We start from the raw sequence: 23,965 nt of genomic DNA on the forward strand, positions 1-23,965 counted from the left end.
CTTACTGAGCGTTGTATAAAATCACTGCTGCGGTACCCAGCAGGTTAAGCAGTGTCAATGGCAGACAAATTTTCCAGCCAAAGGACATCACTTGGTCATAACGTGGACGCGGTAAAGAGGCACGGATCAAGATAAACATCATCATGAAGAAACCTGTTTTAATCGCAAACCACAGGAATGCCGGCAGGAATGGACCATGCCAACCACCAAAGAACAGGGTCACAATTAGTGCTGACACTGTTACGATACCAATATACTCACCGACGAAGAACAAACCGAACTTCATGCCCGAATATTCGACGTGGTAACCATCTGCAATTTCTTGTTCTGCTTCAGGTTGGTCAAATGGGTGACGGTGACATACCGCAACGCCCGCTATCGCAAAAGTCACAAAACCAAAGAATTGAGGAATAATGTTCCACATACCTTCTTGGGAATTAACAATGTCAATCAAGTTAAATGAGCCGGCTTGTGCAACCACGCCCATTAATGACAATCCCAAGAACACTTCGTAGCTGACGGTTTGTGCTGATGCACGCATCGCGCCGAGCAATGAATATTTGTTGTTACTAGACCAACCGGCGAACAGCACTGCATACACTGCAAGACCGGCCATCATCAGGAAAAATAAAATCCCAATGTTGAGGTCTGCAACGTGCCAAGTCGGACTGACCGGCACGATAGCGAATGCAAGGAACAATGAACAAAATGCAATAACAGGTGCGAGCGTAAAGATTTTCTTGTCCGCAAAATTAGGCACCCAGTCTTCTTTAAATAGCATTTTGAACATGTCGGCAATTAATTGCCCCATGCCAAATGGACCAACGCGGTTAGGACCATAACGGTTTTGGAACAGACCTAAAATACGGCGCTCCCCCAAACTCATATAGGCACCACAAGTCACAACAACCAATAAAATGACGACAGATTTAAGGATGGAAATAATCACTTCCATCACTTCAGGAGAAATCCAATCCATCATGCTCCCCTCCTCAGATTATTGACTGACACGCCCGCCATGACTGGTGCAATACCTGGCATACCTAGCGGTAAACCAATTTGACCTGATGACAAGTTCTTGCTGATGCATACTGTCAAGTTAAATGCTTGACCTGCATGACTAAATTCAGCTTTAGAACCTGCTGGCAGACCTAAAGTCGCAGCATCTTGAGTGTTCAGCATGATATAAGGCTCTGGCATACGCACTTGGATAACATCTGAACGCTGTGACATTTCATCACTACCGAACAGATGATAATAAGGTGCGACGACCCACTGTGCATCCGTTGCTTGATAAGCAGCAGGAATATCAGTGAAGTAAGCCAATTTGCTTTCTGTAGAATTAAACAGGCGAACACCTGGGTCACCAAATAATAAGTGTCCCCCCACTTCGCTTTGGAATTTGTTCCAAGCTTGTGGTGAGTTCCAACCCGGCGCCCATGCAAATGGAATTTGCTGGCGAGGAGCTGTTGGACTGTTATTTCCTTCCATTGAGAAAGCAAATGGTGAGTCAATATCTTGTGGTTGGCGCGGCTCATGAACAGATTGGTTAGCCAACATAGCTGTACGGCCACTGTAACGGTGCGGTTCACGCGCTAATTTCTGACCACGAATACGGAACGATGCTTTCGGTGCCGTATCTTTGATACCCGCAAATTGTGGCATTGCAGCAACACAGTCAGCAATAACGTGATCAAGTTGAGACCAGTCTGCATCACGCTCTTGCGCTTCGGTTTGCAGTGAATGCAACCAGCGCCAGCTTTCGTTCATCACAATCGCTTTGTCGTAGTAAGAAGGGTCGAAAACTTGGAAGAAACGTTGAGCACGGCCTTCTTGGTTAATCAGCGTACCATCCGCTTCAGCAAAACTTGCCGCTGGCAGAATGAGTGTCGCTTTATCCATGATGGCAGTTTGTTGATGATCAGCAACAATCAGCTGTTTCAACTTAGCGATAGCGCTATTCACTGTATCAACATCACTATGACGGTAAAGGTCATTTTCCATCACAATGGCAACATCAGCTTCATTCGCTTCGATGCGTGCAAACGCGCTATCAAGTGGTTGCGCGTTCATCATCGCTAAACCAAAGCTATTAGCGTGAGAAGCTAAATAAGAGAGTCCCACTGCCGCGCCTTTGCCTTTTAATGCAAATGCGACGTTAGCTGCCGCTTGGATCATCGCGTCACTACCGCTGTGGCTACCACTGATAATCAATGGTTTTTTCGCACCGACAAGGGCTTGTGCAATGGTTTCTACTTTTGCTTTCAGAAAGGCAGGTAAGCTATCCACTGCTGGCGCATCACCATTAATCATATTTGCAATTGCAAAACCTAAGCGAGCCTGATCAGCGACTGGTGCACGATAGTTATAAGCTGCGACATCATCTAAGCGTGTATCATCCACGTTAGTGATAAACAGTGGATATTTAGCGTGTTGACCAATGTTTTGGATTGCCGCAATTTGCCAGTCTGCCACTTTCTGCGCAGCTGCCATTTCACGTGCTTTGCCTTTAACCGCTTGGCGAACAGATAATGCCATGCGCGCGCCAGTCTGAGTTAAATCTTCACCCAGCACCAGTACTGCATCATAGCCTTCAACTTCACGCAAAGTCGGGGTATAAATACCACCATTTTGCAGAATATTTTGCATCAATTCTAAGCGACGTTGTTCAGCGGTAGAAATACCTGAATAGAAGTTTTCTGCACCCACTAATGCACGTAATGCATAGTTGCTTTCAATACTTGCTCGCGGCGAACCAATACCAATCACTTTTTTCGCTTGATTGATAATCTGAGCACCACTTTGCATCGCTTCAATCGCAGAAATAACCTGTTTAACACCGTCTTTATTTAACACGGGTTGACGTGGTCTGTCTTTACGATTGACGTAACCATAACCAAAGCGACCGCGGTCACAGAGGAAATAATGGTTTACTGAGCCATTATAACGGTTCTCGATACGACGCAATTCACCATAACGTTCACCTGGGCTGGTATTACAACCGATACTGCACTGTTGGCAGATACCTGGCGCAAATTGCATATCCCATTTACGGTTATAACGCTCGGAGTGTGTTTTATCGGTAAATACGCCTGTTGGGCAAACTTCGACTAAGTTCCCTGAAAATTCGCTTTCCAGTGTTCCGTCTTCCGTACGACCAAAGTAAACATAGTTATGTGCGCCATAAACGCCCAAATCAGTACCGTCTGCATAATCTTTATAGTAACGAACACAACGATAACAGGCGATACAGCGGTTCATCTCATGACTGATGAACGGCCCTAAATCCTGATTAACGTGAGTACGTTTAGTAAAACGGTATTTACGCATGGTATGACCGGTCATTACCGTCATATCTTGTAAATGACAATTACCGCCTTCCTCACAGACTGGACAGTCGTGTGGATGGTTAGTCATCAGCCATTCAACAACACTTTCACGGAACTGTTTGGCTTCTTCATCATCAATAGAGATGTAAGTACCTTCCGTTGCCGGTGTCATACAAGACATTACTAAACGACCGCGAGTATCATCCGCGTTCTGATATTGCTTAACCGCACACTGGCGGCAAGCGCCAACGCTTCCCAGCGCCGGATGCCAGCAAAAATAAGGAATATCTAGCCCCAGAGAAAGGCAGGCATGTAGCAGGTTTTCAGACCCGTTTACATTATATTCTTTGCCGTCTACATATATTGTAGCCATAGTCAGCATGCTTCCCAAAGGCCCGCTCAAGAGCAGGCGTTAATCAAAAATACGTTCTTGGTGAAAAATCAATCTAACGGTTGCTCAATCGTTAAATATTACCAACGCTGCTTAAGCAGGTTAGGTTGGATACCGGCAATTTGCACAAGATTGCGCAAGTTCTTTTGCGAGATACCCGCTTCGAATTCTTCACGGAAATATTTGATGGCACTTTGTAACGGTTCTACCGCACCCGGTGCATGAGCACAGAAAGTTTTACCTGGACCTAAGAAACGGCATAGCTGCTCTAGGGTTTCAATATCCCCCGGCTGACCTTCGCCTTTTTCTAGCGCTTGTAAAATTTTCACACTCCATGGCAAACCATCACGACACGGCGTACACCAACCACAAGACTCACGTGCAAAGAATGTTTCTAAATTACGCACGAGTGAAACCATATTGATTTCGTGATCGACCGCCATTGCGAGCGCAGTACCTAAACGGCTACCGGCTTTAGCGATATTTTCGAAATCCATTGGTAAATCAAGGTGATCGCTAGTCAAAAAGTCAGTACCTGCCCCTCCGGGCTGCCATGCTTTAAATTTCAGACCATCACGCATACCACCTGCGTAATCTTCTAAAACTTCACGCGCAGTCGTCCCAAATGGTAGTTCCCAAAGGCCTGGGTTTTTAACACGGCCAGAGAAGCCCATCAGTTTAGTGCCGGCATCTTTACTCTTACCTGCGCTAAGGTCGATATACCATTTGTCGCCATGCTCTAAAATTGCAGGCACATTACAAATGGTTTCAACGTTATTAACACAAGTTGGTTTGCCCCAAGCACCTGATGTCGCAGGGAATGGTGGTTTTGAACGTGGATTTGCACGACGTCCTTCTAGGGAGTTAATCAGTGCGGTTTCTTCACCGCAGATATAACGCCCTGCGCCTGTGTGCACAAATAATTCGAAATCAAAACCAGAACCTAGGATATTTTTACCCAGCAGACCTGCCGCTTTCGCTTCTTCAATGGCGCGACGTAAATTTTGTGCCGCTTCAACATATTCACCACGTAAAAAGATATAACCACGGTAAGCTTTTAATGCATAAGCCCCGATAATCATTCCTTCCACTAATAAATGTGGCAGTTGCTCCATTAGAAGGCGGTCTTTATAAGTCCCCGGCTCCATTTCATCCGCATTACATAAAAAGTAACGCAGTTTCATGTTTTCATCTTTTGGCATCAGGCTCCACTTCAAGCCTGTTGAGAATCCCGCACCACCGCGACCTTTTAATCCTGCATCTTTAACAAGATTAGTCACTTCCTCGGGAGCCATGCCTTTAAGGGCACGTTCAACGCCTTTGTATCCGTTAGTACTGCGATACTCATCCAACCACACAGGTTGGCTGTCATCACGCAAACGCCATGTCAGCGGATGTGTCTGCTCAGTACGGATCACTGGTTTAACGGAGGAGTTTGTCATGGATACTGCTCCAGTAGCTTTTCAATATTTTCAGGCTGGACGTAACTGTGCGTGTCATCATCTATCATCATAGTTGGACCTTTATCACAATTACCCAAGCAACAAGTCGGTAGCAAGGTGAAGCGACCGTCATCTGTTGTTTGACCTGGGCGAATATTTAGCTGTTTGATAATTTCAGCTTCTAAGCCCTGATAACCAGTAATATGACAAACCACACTGTCGCAATAGCGAATAATGTGACGTCCAACTGGTTGGCGGAAGATTTGGCTATAGAATGTCGCCACACCTTCAATATCACTTGCTGGAATACCCAGAACATCCGCTATTGCATGAATAGCGCCGTCTTCGACCCAGCCGCGATTTTTTTGTACAATTTTTAGTGCTTCAATTGATGCTGCACGTGCATCTTCATAATGGTGTTTTTCACCTTCAATCTCTTCACGTTCTTTCTCTGTTAAGACAAAGCCGTGATGTGCTTGAGGTTCAAATAAATTTACACCATCTTGTGCAACGTGCTTATCATTTTCGTTATGTTCATTATGCATGGTTAGCGATCCACATCCGACATTACAAAATCGATACTACCCAGATAGACAATCAAGTCTGAAACCAAACTACCTTTTATCACCGCCGGAATTTGCTGCAAATGCGCATAACTCGGGGTACGAATACGGGTACGGTAGCTCATCGTGCTGCCATCACTCGTCAGGTAGTAGCTGTTGATACCTTTCGTGGCTTCAACCATCTGGAATGACTCATTCGCAGGCATCACTGGACCCCAAGACACTTGTAAGAAGTGATTGATCAGGGTTTCAATGTGCTGCAATGTGCGCTCTTTTGGTGGCGGAGTCGTCAATGGGTGATCCGCTTTGAAAGGACCTTCTGGCATATTCTTCAAGCATTGCTCAAGAATACGGATACTTTGACGCATCTCTTCCACTTTGATCATCACACGGTCATAACAATCGCCGTTATGGGCAATAGGAATATCAAATTCAAAGTTTTCGTAGCCTGAATATGGACGCCATTTACGCACATCAAAATCAACACCTGTTGCACGTAAACCCGCACCAGTAACACCCCATGCCAGTGCTTCTTCTTTGGTATAAGATGCCACACCAATAGAACGGCCTTTTAGGATGGAGTTTTTCAGTGCAGAAGTCACATAAGATTCTAAACGCTTCGGTAACCAATCCAATAGTTCGCGTAGCAGCTTATCCCAACCTTGAGGTAGGTCATGAGCAACACCACCAATCCGGAACCAAGCTGGATGCATACGGAAACCCGTAATGGCTTCGACAACGTTGTACACTTTTTGTCTATCAGTAAACGCAAAGAACACAGGTGTCATTGCACCAACGTCTTGAATATAAGTACTGATATACAACAAGTGACTATTAATACGGAACAATTCAGACATCATCACACGGATGGTTTTCACACGATCCGGTACTTCGATACCTGCAAGTTTTTCAACCGCTAAGATATATGGCATTTCGTTAACACAACCGCCGAGGTACTCGATACGGTCAGTGTAAGGAATGTAGCTATGCCATGACTGACGCTCACCCATTTTTTCAGCACCACGGTGGTGGTAGCCGATGTCAGGGACGCAGTTCACAATCTCTTCACCATCAAGTTGTAAAACGATACGGAATGCACCGTGAGACGATGGATGGTTAGGACCCAAGTTCAGGAACATGAAATCTTCGTTTTCATTTCCACGAGACATATCCCATTCTTCTGGTTTGAAAGTCAGCGCTTCCATTTCTAAGTCTTGTTTTTGCTTAGTCAGAACAAAGGGGTCGAACTCGGTTGCACGCGCAGGGTAATCTTTGCGCAGCGGGTGACCTTCCCAGCAAGGTGACATCAGCAGGCGGCGTAAATTCGGATGACCTTGGAAGGTAATGCCGAACATATCCCACACTTCACGCTCATACCAACTTGCGTTCGGGAACAAAGAAACCACTGATGGCACGTTTAAGTCATTCTCATTAAGCGCAACTTTCAACATGATATCGCGATTACGATCAATGGATATGATGTGATAGAAAACACTAAAGTCTGCCTCAGGCAGACCTTGACGATGAATTCTTTGACGTTCATCTACCCCATGCAAGTCAAACAACATCACATAAGGTTTTGGTAGTTTTTTAAGAAAATCTACAACTTCCAGTAACTGTTCGCGTCTTACCCAGATAACTGGCATGCCAGTACGGGTAGCTTGAACAGAAAAGGCATCTGGCCCAAATTGGTTGCGCAATTCCAAAAGCACAGGGTCATTTAAATGATCCTGTGTCTGCCATTCTGGCTGGGTACTACTTGCTTGCGCTATCTGACCTGTCATCATTCTTCACCATAACGCTTGATCAGGTTTATTATTTCGCAACAACATTGCTCTGTTACGCTGTATGGCTTTAAGCCTTAAATTTGGTCTGGTGTACGCAGGTTTGTCACTGCGATACGTTCACCGTGCTTTCTTTCTCTTTCTGACTGCATGTTGGCACGATAAACACCCTGATCTCCGACGACCCAAGAGAGCGGACGACGCTCTTTGCCAATTGATTCTTGTAAAAGAAGTAAAGCCTGCATATAGGCTTCAGGGCGTGGCGGGCAGCCAGGGATGTAAACATCCACAGGGATAAATTTGTCAACGCCTTGTACGACAGAATAAATGTCATACATACCACCAGAGTTGGCACATGAACCCATGGAGATAACCCATTTAGGCTCTAGCATCTGGTCATAAAGACGTTGAATAACAGGCGCCATTTTAGTGAAACAGGTTCCTGCGACGACCATGAAATCGGCTTGACGAGGTGAAGCACGAAGTACTTCTGCACCAAAGCGGGCAACGTCATGAACAGCCGTGAACGAAGTTACCATTTCTACATAGCAACATGAGAGACCAAAGTTATATGGCCATAGAGAGTTTTTACGTCCCCAGTTAACAACATCGTGAAGTGCATGAGAAAGTTTCCCCATATACACGCTGTTTTCAACTTGCTGCTCCAGTGGATCGCTTACGATTTCCTGAGTTTGCAGTGGGTAACGGTCGTTCTCACCGTTCGGATCTATGCGGGTGAGCGTATAATCCATTGTATAATGCCTCGCTTCTTACTGCGGATGACGATTGCTGATTTTAATAACTTCACTAGGACCTTTAACTGCGCGACGTGAGCGGACTGGAGTCCAATCCAATGCTCCTACGCGAGCTAAATAAAATAGTCCCGCCAACAATACCAAAATAAAGATAGCGGCCTCGATGAAGCCTACCCAACCCGTTTCACGGATGGCAGTGGCCCATGCAAATAAAAACATGGCCTCAACATCGAAGACAACGAAGAACATAGCCACCAAATAAAATTTGGCTGACATACGAAGACGGGCACTGCCGACAGAATCAATACCTGATTCATAGGGAACGTGTTTTGTTCTGGCTTTGGCGCGGCTGCCCAAAAAATGACCAGCGACCAACATAAAAGCACAAAGACCGATAGTGCCGATAAGGAATATCGCAAACGCCCAGTTATGGGCTAACGCTAGGATTGATGTAGACATACTCGTTGCTTACTCATTACTTATGGTGCGGACCCTGCTCTTTTTTAACAACACGGCAGTATTGCACCACAATTGCCCAGTTAATCGAGAAGAAAGACCAAAAGTTATCACCAAACTAAAAATCAGCCTGAAGACTGTGTTTGGTTTGTCCTCTCTCATTACAATTTATTTTGCTCAAATGAGGCAAAATAACCCGTATTTTTCACAAATAATTTACAGTTCGAAAACATAAAGCAAACAATAAATACTCATGTCTTGCTAAAACGTGTCAGTGTAATGATACACAGGTAAACACGCAAACTAGTTTAACTGATTATTCGTTTTTACTACACTATTATCTCAGGAAAAACCTGTCTTAACGGATGAAAAATTGCTCTTTTTATTTGATCTAGCGCACAGTTTTATTTAAAAAATACTCATGCTGTTTACATTACATTCAAATTTACATTAAGTATTGATAACGCTTTTTTTTCCTTTGTACTAAGTAACTAACTGACAACACTGTGCTATTTTTTATACCGTTCAAAAATAGATTGTTAATAAAGTAACAATCTATTAACCAAATTATGAAATTCACGTTATGCCATCTAAGTCACAATTATTTCATGGTCTTGAACATTTAACCATACTTATTAAGTGGTTAATTGATTTATTTCTAACCGATATAACAAAAAATATTCATAATTCTGAACTAACTCGTAATCTGAACAGATTAATGCCCATTATTAACAAGTGCACTAGCGGCCAATTTATTTTAGCAGAATTAAAATTTGTTAATTTTGTCCCTGAACAGTTTTAGTGAACGAAACGTCTTTATCTTTCTAAAATGCAATTAATTTTATCTATAATAAAATGAAGTAAATCCTCATGGTTTTAAAAATACATTTATCGAAAGATAAAAATAAAAAAGCTGAGTTCCATAATAAGAAACTCAGCTCTAAACGAGACATCAGATTAACGTATTAACTCATTCTTAAAGGCAAATAAATTACCCTTCGATAGAATTAGTCTCTGTAGTATCACTCGCAGCGGTAGCAATATACGGGATTTTTTTGTTTTCAATTGCATTGAAGACCGTTAATACAAAGTCTTTCTGTTCATCCGCATTTTTATATAGCCAGTACTGAATATCTGGAAGACGTGGTAGACCATCAGACTCACTCAGTATACGAAGATCTGCATTTTGCATTTCCATCGGCCTAGCTGTCACACCAACTTCTGCATTTACTGCGGCTCGAACCGCAGGTAGCGATGCTGCCTCATAAGCGATATGCCAAGGTAAATTAGCTTCATCCAGTGCCGCAGTACACAATTTGCGATAAGGATTAGTTTCATCCATAACGACTAATGGAATTGGCTCGTTATGGCGTAATTGGAAATCAGGCGCACTGTGCCATAAGACCGGAACAGTTCTTAATGCAGTTTTAGGATGATGGCTAATTCTTGCGGTTGTTAATGCTAAATCTATTTCGTGATTATCTAGCATTGACTCGATAAATTGAGCGCGCTTGATACGCACCTCAACCGCAATACGCGGATATACCGAAGCAATACGATTAAGTAAAAATGGAAGTAATACATCAACAGTATCGTCGGATGCACCAATTCTTAATTCGCCATCCGCGTCATTGTATGCCAGTGATGCAGTTGCATCATCATTTGCACGCAATATTTGCCTTGCATACCCCAACAATTGTAAGCCATGCGCAGTTAACAACTTATTACGGCCATGACGAGCAAATAACTCGCGACCGACTAGCTGCTCTAAACGTTGCATTTGTTGGCTCACTGCCGATTGTGTTCTACATACTGCAGCTGCCGCAGCAGCAAAGGTGTTTAGATCAGCAACTGCAATAAAAGTACGTAGCAAGTCGAGATCTAGATTCATTATTGGACGATTGGAATTTATCATCGTTAATTCTCTTATATAATTTTATGGTGCCTGGTGTTTCTGCTCTCCTCCGTGAGAATCAGCGAGTTTGTATCAACTACTTTATTTTGCATCTCTTATCCGTAGATCTGCATTTCCTGGGTTGTCTGATTAAAACTCATAAAAAACATAAGCTAGAAGCAAACACTATGGCTAGTCAAAACTAAATTGCTTTATTAAAGCAATACACTATCAAAAAATTCAATATACTATTCCTTCAACTTGCAGTTAATTTTTACAGGTAGAGATGATTATATTTAACTTTAGAATCACACACTTAAGGTATATTCATCCAGACATCTTTAATTGTAATCTGCCAGTAAATCGGAATTATTTTGGGTATATACTGCCATATTTAAGGCATTTCTCTGAATAAAATGAGAAAAGAGGCCTATATCTAAATACTAACATATTTAATGTAAATGCAATTATTTTAATGTAAGCACATTATAAACATCATCTTGACTTATTTATATTGGTTTAAATATCATTTAGTTATAGTGAATTCTTTCAATTCTGTCTAAATGGTACATAGCCAAACAATCAATATTACTAACAAAATAGGCCTAAAAATTATAAAAAATCACTAATAGTGCGTAAAATTTATTTCTTAATTAATGATTTAAAGATCAATATTACATTTTGATACAATTTTTATTTATCCTATTCGTTTTAGTCTCTTTATTTCTACTTTTACTCTAAAACAATAATAATTATTAAAATTTAATTCCAGCTTAACTAATATAGTAAGATGTTAAAGCCTGATTAATGAATATTTTCAGATACCACATATTACATTTTAGTATAAACCAACCGTTTCCACCAAAATTTATCTTGCATCTTCAAAAGCTTCCGAGGGAAGAGTACAGTAGAGTGATAATGCCGGCCCCCCTACCAAAGTAACCCCGTTAGGGTAATGAGAGAACAATGAATAATTTAACAAAATCCAATAAGCTCGATAATGTCTGTTATGACATCCGTGGGCCAGTTTTGAAAGAAGCGAAACGCTTAGAAGAAGAAGGCAATAAAGTACTCAAACTGAATATTGGTAACCCGGCACCATTTGGCTTTGAAGCACCCGATGAAATCCTTGTTGACGTATTACGCAATCTGCCAAGTTCACAGGGTTACTGTGACTCAAAAGGCTTATATTCAGCACGTAAAGCCATCGTTCAACATTATCAAGCTCGTAATATTCACGATATGACTGTTGAAGATGTCTATATTGGTAATGGCGTTTCTGAATTAATTGTGCAAGCGATGCAAGCCTTGCTCAATGATGGTGATGAAATGTTAGTGCCTGCGCCAGATTATCCACTGTGGACAGCTGCGGTTTCGCTTTCTGGAGGTAATGCTGTTCACTATATGTGTGATGAGCAACAAGGATGGATGCCTGATATCGATGATATCCGTAAAAAGATCAGTCCTAGAACCCGTGGAATTGTGGTTATCAACCCCAATAACCCAACAGGCGCGGTATATAGTAAAGAACTACTATTAGAAATTGTTGAAATCGCCCGCCAACACAACTTAATCATCTATGCAGATGAAATATATGACAAAATTTTATATGATGATGCACAACATCATTCTATTGCCGCACTTGCGCCTGATTTGCTCACTGTCACTTTTAATGGTTTATCCAAAACCTACCGTGTTGCCGGCTTCCGCCAAGGCTGGATGGTACTCAATGGTCCGAAAAAACATGCGAAAGGTTATATTGAAGGGCTAGAAATGCTTGCATCTATGCGTCTATGTGCCAACGTACCGATGCAACATGCGATTCAAACTGCTCTTGGTGGTTACCAAAGTATTAGCGAGTTTATTCAACCTGGTGGGCGTTTATATGAGCAGCGCAATCGTGCATGGGAATTAATCAATCAAATTCCTGGCGTTTCTTGTGTTAAACCACAAGGTGCACTGTATATGTTCCCAAAAATAGATGTTAAACGCTTTAATATTCACGATGACCAGAAAATGATCCTTGATCTACTATTACAAGAAAAAGTTCTTCTTGTTCAAGGAACAGCATTTAACTGGCCAGAACCTGACCATTTCCGTATCGTGACGTTGCCTTATATTGACGATCTTGAAATGGCGATCAATAAGTTTGGGCGGTTCTTAGAAAATTACCGTCAATAAAATTATTTTGTGTAATCATAAAATAGCCTCTAATTTATTAGAGGCTATTTTATTTCTATCTATCATAGTGCATATTTTAAATATTACTGACTAAAACCAATCATTATTAGACTTTTAAATTATCGAAATAATATAAACTGCTGCTAAAAAAAACAATACTAATATAATAGGAAAATATTTCATGATGTTCCTTAATGATGTTGAGCTATAACCTATTCATTATAATTTTTTATAGCCTCAAATCAATTAATAATTAAAGTCAAAAAACAATCATCTTATTTTGACTTTACATGTTATTTTTTAGCTGTTTATAGTTATCTCTATCCATTTATTCGATTTAATGCAATTTAGCAAGCTATGAAAAAAAGAAAATACACATACATTATTTTTCACCTCACCATTAATACTTAGGATTACTTTCCAAGTATCAACCTATTTTATTAAATAGTAAAAATTATTATTAGTTGTATATGTTTTAACGTTAAATACTTTAGCAATAGTTTCACTCTATTTCACATTAAGATATATCATTTTACGCCATGTCCCTAGATGACTATCTAAATAAATAGAACCAATAATGTAATCTTCTAATTAATTAAATAAAAAATAAATTTTATTAATAATATTTTGATTTCTTTAACTTTATTATTTTTCAATAAAGTCATATCCATTTCGAAGGCTATATATTATAATTGTTTTTTATCAAAAAAATGAGGATCTATGAGCTATTTTTTCGCCCACCTTGCTAGAATGAAACTCATTCATCGTTGGCCATTAATGCGTAATGTTCGGACCGAAAATGTTTCAGAACATAGTTTACAAGTCGCGATGGTTGCTCACGCTTTAGCTATTATTAAAAATCGTAAATTTAATGGTAATGTAAATGCTGAACGCATAGCTATGCTAGCAATGTATCATGATGCCAGTGAAGTTATTACGGGTGACCTCCCTACACCAATCAAATATCATAATCAGCAAATTGCTCATGAATATAAAAAAATAGAAAAATTTGCTCAGCAAAAACTACTTGATATGCTACCAGAAGAGCTGCAAGAAGATTTTAAGGCACTGCTTATTGAAGATTTACAAACAGATGAAGAGCACTTTATTGTTAAGCAGGCGGATTCATTATGTGCTTATCTTAAATGTTTAGAAGAGTTATCTGCGGGTAATAGTGAATTTAAACTAGCTAAAAAACGGCTAGAAAAAATGCTCGATGATAGAAATAGCCCTGAAATGGAATATTTCATCGAGACATTTGTGCCAGGTTTTAAACTCTCGTTAGATGAAATTAGTCACTAAAATGTGGAGTGAGGATTCTGATTCCTCGTTTATGTTCTAACAAGTGAAGTAGAACAACTTCCTGATCCAGGAAAGGCAATATAAAGTGTTTTTGCATCACCATTAACGCCTATAATGGCCTTTCCATGGTCACGTTCAGTACCAATGATATACCACTCTTTGTGGTAATTCTAGCAGACCAATTATCATGTGAGTCAGGTATTCTTAATTCATATAAAAATGAAAAAACATTTTCTATTTTAATTTTATCTCAGGATATTATAAAAAAATATTTTAACGCCTTACCCCAAAAGAAAATTCAATATTTACCTCTACAAAATAAGAATTACGTATAAATTTTTCCGTTTTCTTTAATATCTACTTTCAATAAATAGTAGACGTTAAATCTAACAATATAGTAGTCAAATTTAAAACTGATTAATTATTAATAGCTAATTTCTTTAAAATATAAGGTAGAGAAATAAAGCTCTAAATAATTAGAGCTTTATTTTTACTATTTAGAAAGGAAACAATATAGGTACGACTAATATACTAATAACCATCACAATAATCGTAAATGGCACACCCATTTTTAAGAAGTCAGAAAATTTATAACCGCCAGGGCCTAAAACCAAAGTATTAACCGGTGAAGAAATTGGAGTCATAAAGGCTGCCGATGCAGCAATACCAACCACCATAGCAAAAGGTAATGGCGAAACTTCCATCTGGCGCGCGGCAGCAATCGCAATGGGTGCCATTAGCACCGCAGTTGCCGTATTTGAGATAAATAGTCCTGTGACCGCACAAAGGACAAATAGACACAACAACATCACATGAGGTCCCATATTGCCTGCAACATTCATAAGCAAATCAACGGCAAGCGTAATCCCGCCCGTTTGTTGCAAAGCCAGTGCAAATGGCATCATCCCAACGATTAAAATAATACTTGGCCAGTGAATTGACTTATAAGCGCTTTCCATATCAATGCAGCGAAATTTACCCATTAACAAGCATGCAATAAGTGCTGCAATAAAATTAGGAACTTCATCTGTTACCATCATGGCAACCATCAATGCTAAGCAAAATAGTGCATGAGGAGCCTGTGAAGAGGCAGGTGCAACCGCTTCAACTTCAGCGGCTAAATTAAGGACGATAAAATTACGCGGCTTGGTGGATAAAATACGAATAAGTTTCCAATCCCCAATCACTAACAGTACATCCCCGACTCGCAACGCTTCATCAACTAATTTACCATCAAGCGCTTTTCCATCTCGTCTTATACCAACGACATTAAGTCCATAACGCGTACGAAACTTGATATCACGGAGACTTTTACCCAGCAGTTCAGAATCCGGATTCATTGAAACTTCCGCCATCCCAACATCACGAGATTGGTCTGAAAAATAATCGCCACGTAAAATCATCGGCTCAAGCTGTTGCTCAAAACAAAATTGGCGCAAATCATCATCACTAACTGAAATATCAATTAATAAAACATCTCGCTCACGCAATTCCGTTCCGCCCGTCGCACTCACCATTACTCGACGAAATTTACGCCAACGTTCAATACCAACAACGTTAGCTTCATAGCGTGAGCGCAAATGTAATTCTTCTAAGGTATGGCCAATCAATGGTGAGCCGGAACGAATCGCTAATCGGCGAGCTCGCCCCGCCAGCCTATAATCACGAATTAAATCACGAAAAGTACGTCGATAACGCTCAGGAAGTTTGTCTGGTTCATCACTGCCTAACCAGCGGCGAGTCAGCCACATATAAGCTATACCCGCTAGTAAAATGATAATCCCAATCGGTGTTATTGAGAAAAACTGGAAACCTTTAATACCTTCTCTGACAAGTTCACTATTTACCACCATGTTTGGAGGCGTTGCAACAAGTGTCATCATGCCACTAATTAGCCCTGCAAAGCCTAGTGGCATCATCAAACGACTCGGAGAAGTTTTCATTCTCGCGGCAACACTGAGAACAACAGGAATAAAAATAGCCACAACACCTGTTGAACTCATAAATGCACCAAGCCCAGCAACGGTTATCATTAAGAAAACTAGCATTTTGCTTTCGCTGCTACCCGCAACGCGAACAAGCCAGTCTCCCATTTGATAAGCGATCCCGGTGCGAACGAGTCCGTCACCAATCACAAATAAAGCGGCAATTAGCAATACGTTAGGGTCGGAAAAGCCCGCCGTAGCCTGTTCTAACGTTAATGTATCACTTAATACAAACGCCACTATTACCAATAATGCCACAACATCCATGCGAATTTTATTAGTGGTAAATAGAACTATAGCTATCAACAGCAGGGTTAACACCCACAACAATTCTCCGTTCAAAACATCCCCTTTCAACGAAAAAAACAGTGTTAAACATTTCCCTTAGTTAACCATGTTTTGGAGCAGATTTCTTTGATTAGATCACTATTAAACATTTTTTGCTACTAAAAGGGTGAAATCACCATTATTGTCAGGGCCCATAACCGAAATTTGCTCTAATGAGCTGACAATTATATCGATTTCATTTCTTCTTGGCATATCTTCAGGTGCATGGACCGCAACCACTTGGCTACCTGCATCAAGTGCAGAATAGATGCCTGCAGGCGCATCTTCAAACGAAATACACTCATTTGTATTAAGTGAGAGTGCTTTTGCGCCTAGCATAAATGGCTCAGGATCAGGCTTGCCTTTTGTAACTTTTTCAAAAGTTACCCAATGCTTGGGTTCAGGTAATCCCGCCGCTTTTTGACGACCATGTGCAATAGGCACCGTACCCGAAGTCACAATAGCCCAGGGCGCACCTAATTCATTCAAACGCAACAACAGCGCTATCGCACCAGGCAATGCAATAACACCATCAGTATCTTCGCTTTCCATTTTTTCTAGCCAGCGAAAATAAGTCATAATTTCTTCTTCGCTCGCTGCCGGTAGAAAATGACGTAAACTTGTCAGTGCAGGCTTCCCATGGATAAAGCTAATAATCTCCTCTGGACTTTTGCCAATCTTTTCACCAAATTTACACCAAGCACGCTCAACCACGGCTAATGAATCTGCTAATGTGCCATCAAGGTCAAATAGAAAACCTTTTGCTTTTAATTCCACGTCTACCCCTTTAATTTTTTATCCACGACAAAATTTGAATTGATTCTAGGCCTGTGCATTAGTTAACGCTAAATACGGGCACATACGCAACCTAGATATCAAAAATAATTAAGAATTAAGCAAAAAGCTTAGATTTGAATGCGCTGGGATGAACGAAAAGTTGGAAGTTGGAAGTTGGAAGTTGGAAGTTGGAAGTTGGAAGTTAACTAAATAGTCAAATTTTCTAAAGCAAAACTAAGATATGAAATTAACACATTAAAAATTAATTATCATGAACGGTTCTAAATAATTCGCCTTGTAGCTAGGCGGCAAATAAGCTAAGCCCTAGGAGCATACATAAGTATGTGACTAGGGTTAGCGAATGAAGCCAACAACGCTACAAGGTGAAGGATGATGAACCGCTATCAAGCGTTAATGATTTGGCTAATCTCCACCGCAGAAAGATGATACTGACGCGGACAAGCGTGCCAAATAGCCAGCATTCTGACATACTTATCCCACATTGGTGTTTGCGAGTTAAAGCCATGAGTGCCACTATCAAAATGCGTATAACGCCCTTCAGTGTTCACCATAAAGCGAACGTAACTTAAGTAGCGGGATTCTGTTGGGGCATCAAAACCTAGGAATTGAACACGGCGGCCATCGATATCTTGTTGATTATCCATGTTGCCGAATGAGACCTGTAGTGCATGATACATTTCCATAATATCAATCACTGTCCGGCAGGTGTCTTCACTTAAATGGCCAAAATCTCTATCTAACTCACGCATTTGCAAGCCAAAACCACGCTCGATAATAGTTTGTGAACGGCGATAGCGCTCTGCATTCGCAGGGTCTAGCATGGTCATCATTTTATATTGATTAGATAAAATTAGGCGTTGGGCATTGGTCATTTCCATCATGGCTCTCCTAGAGAAAATTATTGATTCAATCTTCGCATTCAACAATCATGATAGACAGTAAAAACATAACTTTTATTGATCTAAACGGGTTTTTTATATTACTTGTTGTTAAGTCACACTTTTATTAGTCTAAAGCGCGATTATTTGGCCCAATAATCCCAGTTACTCAAAATAATTCAAACTATAACTAACTCTATATTCATAATAGATATACCTAGAGCTAGTTATTTTTTATCGATTTTATCTTACAAAATCAACGTGTTTGTTTTAGATATCTTCAAGAAATGACCGATCCAACTGCTTAAAAGCGCGTTTCAGCAAATCAGCAAGTGCCATATAATCCGGTTGATGCTCGATGGGACCCATCGCAATACCGGCCTCGACAAATTTCTCACGGATCTCATAGAACCAGCTTAGTAACGTTGCAGGCAAAGGCGTTGCGGCCTTTTTACCTAACCACCATAAACCTTGCATTGGTAAACTACAGGCAAATAATGCGGTTGCAATGGCAGGACCGAGTTGACCGCCGAGGGCTATTTGCCATGCTAAGGTGAAAATAGCCAATGGTGGCATGAAGCGAATACCGAAACGAACCGCTTTATTAATCCGGATCTCAGGAAAAATGGGAGCGAGTTTTTTTTCCATAGGAAAGGTCTTCAGATAACGATTTCCTAATCTGAATTTTTTAAAAAAACCCGGCGGTGTATTTTGTAATGTGCTCATGTATCGCTTCCTATGGACATCTTAAAAATCAAAGAATGTTACTTACTAGCTTACGCCAATCCGAGCAAGAACGCACACTCAGGTGACAGAAAAAAATATTTTGCTTTATTTACCCTAAATCAAACTACTTTAGACAAAATCAGCTATTCTCTTACTTCTACCGCATTCGTATATCTGCATTTGCTATAATTACAGTGATAGAGTGCTTATGATTTTAATCAATCAAACTGCCTGTATTTAAAAAAAACATATAAAATATAAAATAATTTTAGTAGAATTAACTCTATTTAGAATTGCTGTTGGATTTTGTTACTTTATAGCGCCGATAAATTAATAAGCTACAGTTATATATTGGGGTTTTGAACGTTATTTCAACACCAGACGTTAAATATTTCCTTATGGAAAATTTAATCAGAAAAATTAGCGCCTTATCCAAAATAATTTGAAATATAAACAGCACTAGGTCATTCCTACTGTAATTCAAAAAATGATGGGTAATTGCTTGAACCATGATATCAATCATGACGCTTTGAGCAATAAATGCGCTAGGCTCTAGCAGCTAATATTATTTTCTAAGTCTTTGTAAGCGAGTTAGGCTTTTTTAAAGACTTCACAACAACAATTAACGATAGGTATTTCCATGTCAAAGCTGGTACTGGTTCTAAACTGCGGTAGCTCCTCACTGAAATTCGCCATCATCGACCCAACTAATGGTGATGAATTTTTATCAGGTTTAGCTGAGTGTTTTAATCTGCCTGAAGCCCGTATTAAGTGGAAAATGGATGGCGCTAAACATGAAGCATCTCTAGGTGCTGGCGCTGCACATAGCGAAGCGTTGGACTTCATTGTTAACACTATTCTTGCTGAAAAACCTGAGCTATCTGCACAGATCACCTCTATTGGCCACCGCATTGTTCATGGTGGTGAGAAATTCACATCATCTGTGCTGATTAACGACGATGTTATCGCGGGTATTAAAGCCGCTATCCCATTCGCACCGCTGCACAACCCTGCTCACCTTATTGGTATTGAAGAAGCAATCAAATCATTCCCACATCTGATAACTAAAAATGTTGCGGTATTTGACACTGCATTCCATCAGACAATGCCTGAAGAATCTTACCTATATGCTCTGCCATATGAATTATATTCTGAGCATAGCATTCGCCGTTATGGTGCTCACGGTACTAGCCATTTCTATGTTTCTCGTGAAGCTGCGAAAAGACTTAATAAGCCGGTTGATGAACTCAACGTTATCACTTGCCATTTAGGCAACGGTGGTTCTGTTGCTGCAATTGTTAACGGTAAATGTGTTGATACTTCAATGGGTCTAACTCCATTAGAAGGTTTAGTCATGGGAACTCGTAGTGGTGATATCGACCCTGCTATTATTTTCCACCTGCATGATTCATTAGGTATGAGTGTTGATCAAATCAACAAAATGCTGACTAAAGAATCAGGTTTACTTGGTTTAACAGGTGTCACCAGCGACTGCCGTTATGTTGAAGATAACTACGGTACTAAAGCAGATGCAACTCGTGCCATGGACGTTTTCTGCCATCGCTTAGCGAAATACGTTGGTGCTTACAGTGCACTGATGGAAGGCCGTCTTGATGCCATCATTTTCACCGGCGGTATTGGTGAAAACTCTGCACAAGTTCGCGAAATTACGTTGAAAAAATTAGCGATTCTGGGCTTTGAATATGACCACGAACGCAACTTAGCGGCACGCTTCGGTAAAGAAGGCGTGATCACTACTGATAACAGCCGTCCTGCATTGGTTATTCCAACCAACGAAGAATTGGTTATAGCACAAGATGCTGCGCGTCTAACCGCGTAACAAACTTAAGCCGCCAGCAATTAGCTGGCGGTTTTATTTTGCACAGAAAAAAGAGGTTCCCGTGTCCCGTACAATTATGTTAATTCCTACAGGCACCAGCGTTGGTTTAACCAGCGTCAGCTTGGGTGTCGTTCGCTCAATGGAACAAAAAGGCGTTCAACTAAGCGTCTTTAAGCCAATCGCCCAGCCACGTATTTCAGGCAATAAAGATCAAACCACTGAAGTATTACGCTCCCATTCAAGCATCACAACGATTGTCGAACCGCTGACAATGGAATATGTAGAATCGCTGCTGACTTCATCAAAAAAAGATATTTTGATGGAAGAGATTGTTGCGCGCTATCATGACCATACAAAAGATGCTGAAGTCATTCTTATTGAAGGTTTAGTTCCAACTCGTAAGCACTCTTTTGCACAATCATTAAACTATGAAATTGCTAAAACATTGGGCGCGGAAATTGTTTTCGTTACCGCTCCGGGTAATAGCAGCATCACACAAATGCAAGAGCGTCTTGAACTAGTCCGTAACGAGTTTGGCGGTCAACGCAATAAGAACATTATTGGTGTCATGATCAATAAAGTGAATGCACCTGTTGATGAACAAGGTCGCACTCGCCCTGACTTGTCAGAAATTTTTGATGATTCAACCAAAGCAACTATTGCTAACATTGATACTAAATCACTGACCTCATTGAATTTACCCGTCCTTGCGTCTATTCCATGGAACTTTGATTTAATTGCTACTCGTGCAATTGATATGGCAAAACACTTGAATGCTAAAGTGGTTAATGAAGGTGAAATCAAAACTCGCCGCGTTAAATCAGTTACATTCTGTGCTCGCAGCATTCCTCACATGCTTGAGCATTTCCGTCCGGGTTCATTATTAGTCACCTCAGCGGATCGTCCTGATGTATTAGTTTCTGCTTCATTGGCTGCAATGAATGGCGTTGAAATCGGTGCGATACTACTTACAGGCGGCTATGATATCGATGCACCTATTCGCAAATTATGTGAACAAGCATTTGAAACTGGTCTGCCAGTTTTCATGGTTGATAGTAATACATGGCAAACTTCACTGAATCTGCAAAGTTTCAGTTTAGAAGTCCCAGCAGATGACCATGAACGTATCGAAAAAATTCAAAACTATGTTGCACGCCATATTAGTAGTGATTGGATTGAATCACTGGTTGCTGACTCAGAGCGCCCTAATCGTCTATCACCACCAGCGTTCCGTTATCAATTAACTGAACTTGCACGTAAAGCCGGAAAACGCATTGTACTGCCAGAAGGTGACGAACCTCGTACAGTCAAAGCCGCTTCAATTTGTGCAGAACGTGGTATCGCAACTTGCGTGTTATTAGGTAATCCTGATGATATTCGCCGTGTTGCTGCGGCTCAAGGTATTGAGCTTGGCACTGGTATTGAAATTGTTGACCCAATCAAAGCGCGTGAAGAATATGTCGCTCGTTTAGTCGAATTGCGTAAAAGCAAAGGAATGACAGAAGTTGTTGCACGTGAACAACTTGAAGACAACGTCGTTCTGGGTACATTGATGCTAGAAAAAGGTGAAGTTGATGGCCTCGTTTCTGGTGCAGTTCACACCACAGCTAACACCATTCGCCCACCACTTCAGTTGATTAAAACGGCGCCAGGTAGCTCATTGGTTTCATCTGTGTTCTTTATGCTGCTGCCTGAACAAGTATTTGTTTACGGTGACTGTGCAATCAATCCAGATCCAACAGCTGAACAATTGTCTGAAATCGCTATCCAATCTGCCGACTCAGCAAAAGCCTTTGGTATCGACCCTCGCGTTGCAATGATTTCCTATTCAACAGGTAATTCAGGTGCAGGTAGTGATGTTGAGAAAGTTCGTGAAGCGACTCGCTTAGCACAAGAAAAACGTCCTGATTTAATCATTGATGGTCCATTACAGTACGATGCGGCAGTAATGGCGGATGTGGCTAAGTCTAAAGCGCCAAATTCACCTGTTGCAGGTAAAGCGACTGTCTTTATCTTCCCTGACTTGAATACTGGTAATACTACCTACAAAGCAGTACAACGTTCAGCTGACCTCGTGTCAATTGGACCGATGCTACAAGGTATGCGTAAACCGGTTAATGACTTGTCTCGTGGCGCACTGGTAGACGATATTGTTTACACTGTGGCACTGACAGCAATTCAAGCTGCGCAGAATGAAGGTGCATAATTCATTATCTTAATGAAGCTATGAATTAAGTCACAAATAAAATGCTAGCCAATGAACTTGGTTAGCATTTTTTATTGGACGTCGTTCAACAGTTCTCTGCCCTCATCTAATGAAAACGTCATTGCTATGTACTGATTGGATTTAAAATATTAATGACAGATTGTCTTAACCAATTTAATGCATTATCACCATCACTTCGTTCATGCCAAATCATTTGAAACTCTAACGTAGGCATATCTAATGGTGGCTCAAATACGACGAGACTATTGCTCAATTGTTGAGGTAAGGCTTTTTTAGCCACAGTCAGTATCAAATCGCTATTTTCTAATAATTGAGAAGCTATCTGCCAATAAGGTACTGTAATCGCAATACGTCGTTGTTGATTAAGTAATTTAAGGGCGTAATCAACTTCATTTGCATCATAGGGTTTCATACTCACAGAAATATGAGGGTAAGAAAGCCACTGTGTTAAATCCATTTGCTCATTAGGACATATTGTTTTATCTGCCACACTAACCATAGTATCGGTAAAAATTGATTGCCCACGTAACGTATAATCAAGTGCATTAAACACCCCAAAAGCTAAATCTAAACTCCCTTCATGTAATTTATTTTGCATTTCTTCTCGACTACAATGCCAAATTTTTAAATCGACATCTGGCGCATGTAAACGCAAGTAGTGAGCGAGTTTGGTTGCGATAATCACAGCGCCATAATCTGACATCGCAATATTAAATCTGCGATGACAATGGAATGGCTTAAAATTTTGTTGTGCAATTAAATCATCAAGTTGTCCTAACGCCTGAGTCAACGGCAAATAAAGTGATTCGGCTTTACTGGTTAATTGATACTGGCCTTGTTGACGAATTAGTAGCGGATCTTGAAATAACTCCCTAAGCTGATTCAACGTGTGACTCACCGCAGGCTGACTTTTATGTAACGCTTCCGCAGCACGACTCACATGACGCTCACTCAATAGAGCTTGCAAAGTCACTAATTGATTTAAATCTAGTCTTCTTAAGTTATTCATGTGGCGAATAGTACCTTATAAAATTGTTCATTTCCCAATAGGCACCCAACTCATTACCCTTATAGTAAATCAAATTTG

The 23,965-nt window shown here is 40.7% G+C and carries 17 protein-coding genes; 4 read left to right on the forward strand and 13 right to left on the reverse strand.

Translation table 11 applies throughout. The features are described 5' to 3' along the window. Position 1: 1 nt before the first annotated feature. From nuoH to AAZR93_RS05350, 8 genes are all read right to left on the reverse strand, one after another. On the reverse strand, positions 2-979 hold the full coding sequence (nuoH, locus tag AAZR93_RS05315) for an NADH-quinone oxidoreductase subunit NuoH (RefSeq protein ID WP_336430873.1): 978 nt from the start codon (positions 977-979) through the stop codon (positions 2-4). Next, positions 979-3,711: an NADH-quinone oxidoreductase subunit NuoG gene (nuoG, locus tag AAZR93_RS05320; protein WP_434719167.1), complete on the reverse strand. Its 2,733-nt coding sequence runs from the start codon at positions 3,709-3,711 to the stop codon at positions 979-981. The genes nuoH and nuoG overlap by 1 nt, the downstream gene beginning before the upstream one ends. An 89-nt stretch (positions 3,712-3,800) precedes the next feature. After that, positions 3,801-5,162, reverse strand: a complete 1,362-nt coding sequence (nuoF, locus tag AAZR93_RS05325; protein ID WP_294108013.1) for an NADH-quinone oxidoreductase subunit NuoF — start codon at positions 5,160-5,162, stop codon at positions 3,801-3,803. Continuing rightward, the gene (nuoE, locus tag AAZR93_RS05330; RefSeq protein WP_336430863.1) at positions 5,159-5,707 is read right to left on the reverse strand and encodes an NADH-quinone oxidoreductase subunit NuoE; all 549 of its coding nucleotides are present in this window, start codon (positions 5,705-5,707) and stop codon (positions 5,159-5,161) included. Before nuoE ends, nuoF begins: the two co-directional genes overlap by 4 nt. 2 nt (positions 5,708-5,709) lie before the next feature. Beyond that, positions 5,710-7,512, reverse strand: a complete 1,803-nt coding sequence (gene nuoC / locus AAZR93_RS05335; protein WP_434719168.1) for an NADH-quinone oxidoreductase subunit C/D — start codon at positions 7,510-7,512, stop codon at positions 5,710-5,712. Between the two features lie 74 nt (positions 7,513-7,586). Further along, positions 7,587-8,261, reverse strand: a complete 675-nt coding sequence (locus tag AAZR93_RS05340; protein ID WP_294108009.1) for a NuoB/complex I 20 kDa subunit family protein — start codon at positions 8,259-8,261, stop codon at positions 7,587-7,589. Positions 8,262-8,279: 18 nt separating this feature from the next. After that, positions 8,280-8,723 (reverse strand): NADH-quinone oxidoreductase subunit A, encoded by a 444-nt coding sequence (locus tag AAZR93_RS05345; RefSeq protein ID WP_294108007.1) that lies wholly within the window; start codon positions 8,721-8,723, stop codon positions 8,280-8,282. Between the two features lie 988 nt (positions 8,724-9,711). Further along, positions 9,712-10,635, reverse strand: coding sequence for a LysR family transcriptional regulator (locus AAZR93_RS05350; protein WP_294108005.1), 924 nt, complete (start codon positions 10,633-10,635; stop codon positions 9,712-9,714). A gap of 945 nt (positions 10,636-11,580) precedes the next feature. Between AAZR93_RS05350 and AAZR93_RS05355 the strand changes: the two genes are divergently transcribed. Together AAZR93_RS05355 and yfbR are read left to right on the forward strand one after the other, a co-directional pair. After that, positions 11,581-12,795, forward strand: a complete 1,215-nt coding sequence (locus AAZR93_RS05355) for a pyridoxal phosphate-dependent aminotransferase (protein WP_294108003.1) — start codon at positions 11,581-11,583, stop codon at positions 12,793-12,795. 720 nt (positions 12,796-13,515) lie between these two features. Beyond that, complete coding sequence (yfbR, locus tag AAZR93_RS05360; protein ID WP_294108002.1) at positions 13,516-14,097, forward strand: 5'-deoxynucleotidase; 582 nt, start codon at positions 13,516-13,518, stop codon at positions 14,095-14,097. A gap of 497 nt (positions 14,098-14,594) precedes the next feature. Here the strand turns inward: yfbR and AAZR93_RS05365 are convergent, their stop codons facing one another. From AAZR93_RS05365 to yfbV, 4 genes are all read right to left on the reverse strand, one after another. Then, positions 14,595-16,424 carry an SLC13 family permease gene (locus AAZR93_RS05365; RefSeq protein ID WP_434719169.1) on the reverse strand — a complete coding sequence of 610 codons (1,830 nt, stop codon included), beginning with the start codon at positions 16,422-16,424 and terminating at the stop codon, positions 14,595-14,597. An 87-nt stretch (positions 16,425-16,511) separates the two neighbouring features. Next, positions 16,512-17,186: a sugar phosphatase gene (locus AAZR93_RS05370; protein WP_434719170.1), complete on the reverse strand. Its 675-nt coding sequence runs from the start codon at positions 17,184-17,186 to the stop codon at positions 16,512-16,514. A 404-nt stretch (positions 17,187-17,590) separates the two neighbouring features. Further along, positions 17,591-18,085: a YfbU family protein gene (locus tag AAZR93_RS05375; RefSeq protein ID WP_336430872.1), complete on the reverse strand. Its 495-nt coding sequence runs from the start codon at positions 18,083-18,085 to the stop codon at positions 17,591-17,593. Between the two features lie 270 nt (positions 18,086-18,355). Then, positions 18,356-18,811 carry a terminus macrodomain insulation protein YfbV gene (yfbV, locus tag AAZR93_RS05380; RefSeq protein ID WP_294107996.1) on the reverse strand — a complete coding sequence of 152 codons (456 nt, stop codon included), beginning with the start codon at positions 18,809-18,811 and terminating at the stop codon, positions 18,356-18,358. 640 nt (positions 18,812-19,451) lie between these two features. Between yfbV and ackA the strand changes: the two genes are divergently transcribed. Together ackA and pta are read left to right on the forward strand one after the other, a co-directional pair. Then, positions 19,452-20,651 (forward strand): acetate kinase, encoded by a 1,200-nt coding sequence (gene ackA, locus AAZR93_RS05385; RefSeq protein WP_294107994.1) that lies wholly within the window; start codon positions 19,452-19,454, stop codon positions 20,649-20,651. A 61-nt stretch (positions 20,652-20,712) separates the two neighbouring features. Further along, positions 20,713-22,857, forward strand: a complete 2,145-nt coding sequence (gene pta / locus AAZR93_RS05390) for a phosphate acetyltransferase (RefSeq protein WP_294107992.1) — start codon at positions 20,713-20,715, stop codon at positions 22,855-22,857. A gap of 124 nt (positions 22,858-22,981) precedes the next feature. Here pta and AAZR93_RS05395 read toward each other — a convergent pair whose 3' ends face one another. Then, positions 22,982-23,887, reverse strand: coding sequence for a LysR family transcriptional regulator (locus AAZR93_RS05395; RefSeq protein ID WP_434719171.1), 906 nt, complete (start codon positions 23,885-23,887; stop codon positions 22,982-22,984). Positions 23,888-23,965: the final 78 nt, after the last annotated feature.

The sequence above is a fragment of the Providencia sp. Je.9.19 genome (assembly GCF_051129765.1).
In the GTDB taxonomy this organism is placed as follows: Bacteria; Pseudomonadota; Gammaproteobacteria; order Enterobacterales; family Enterobacteriaceae; genus Providencia.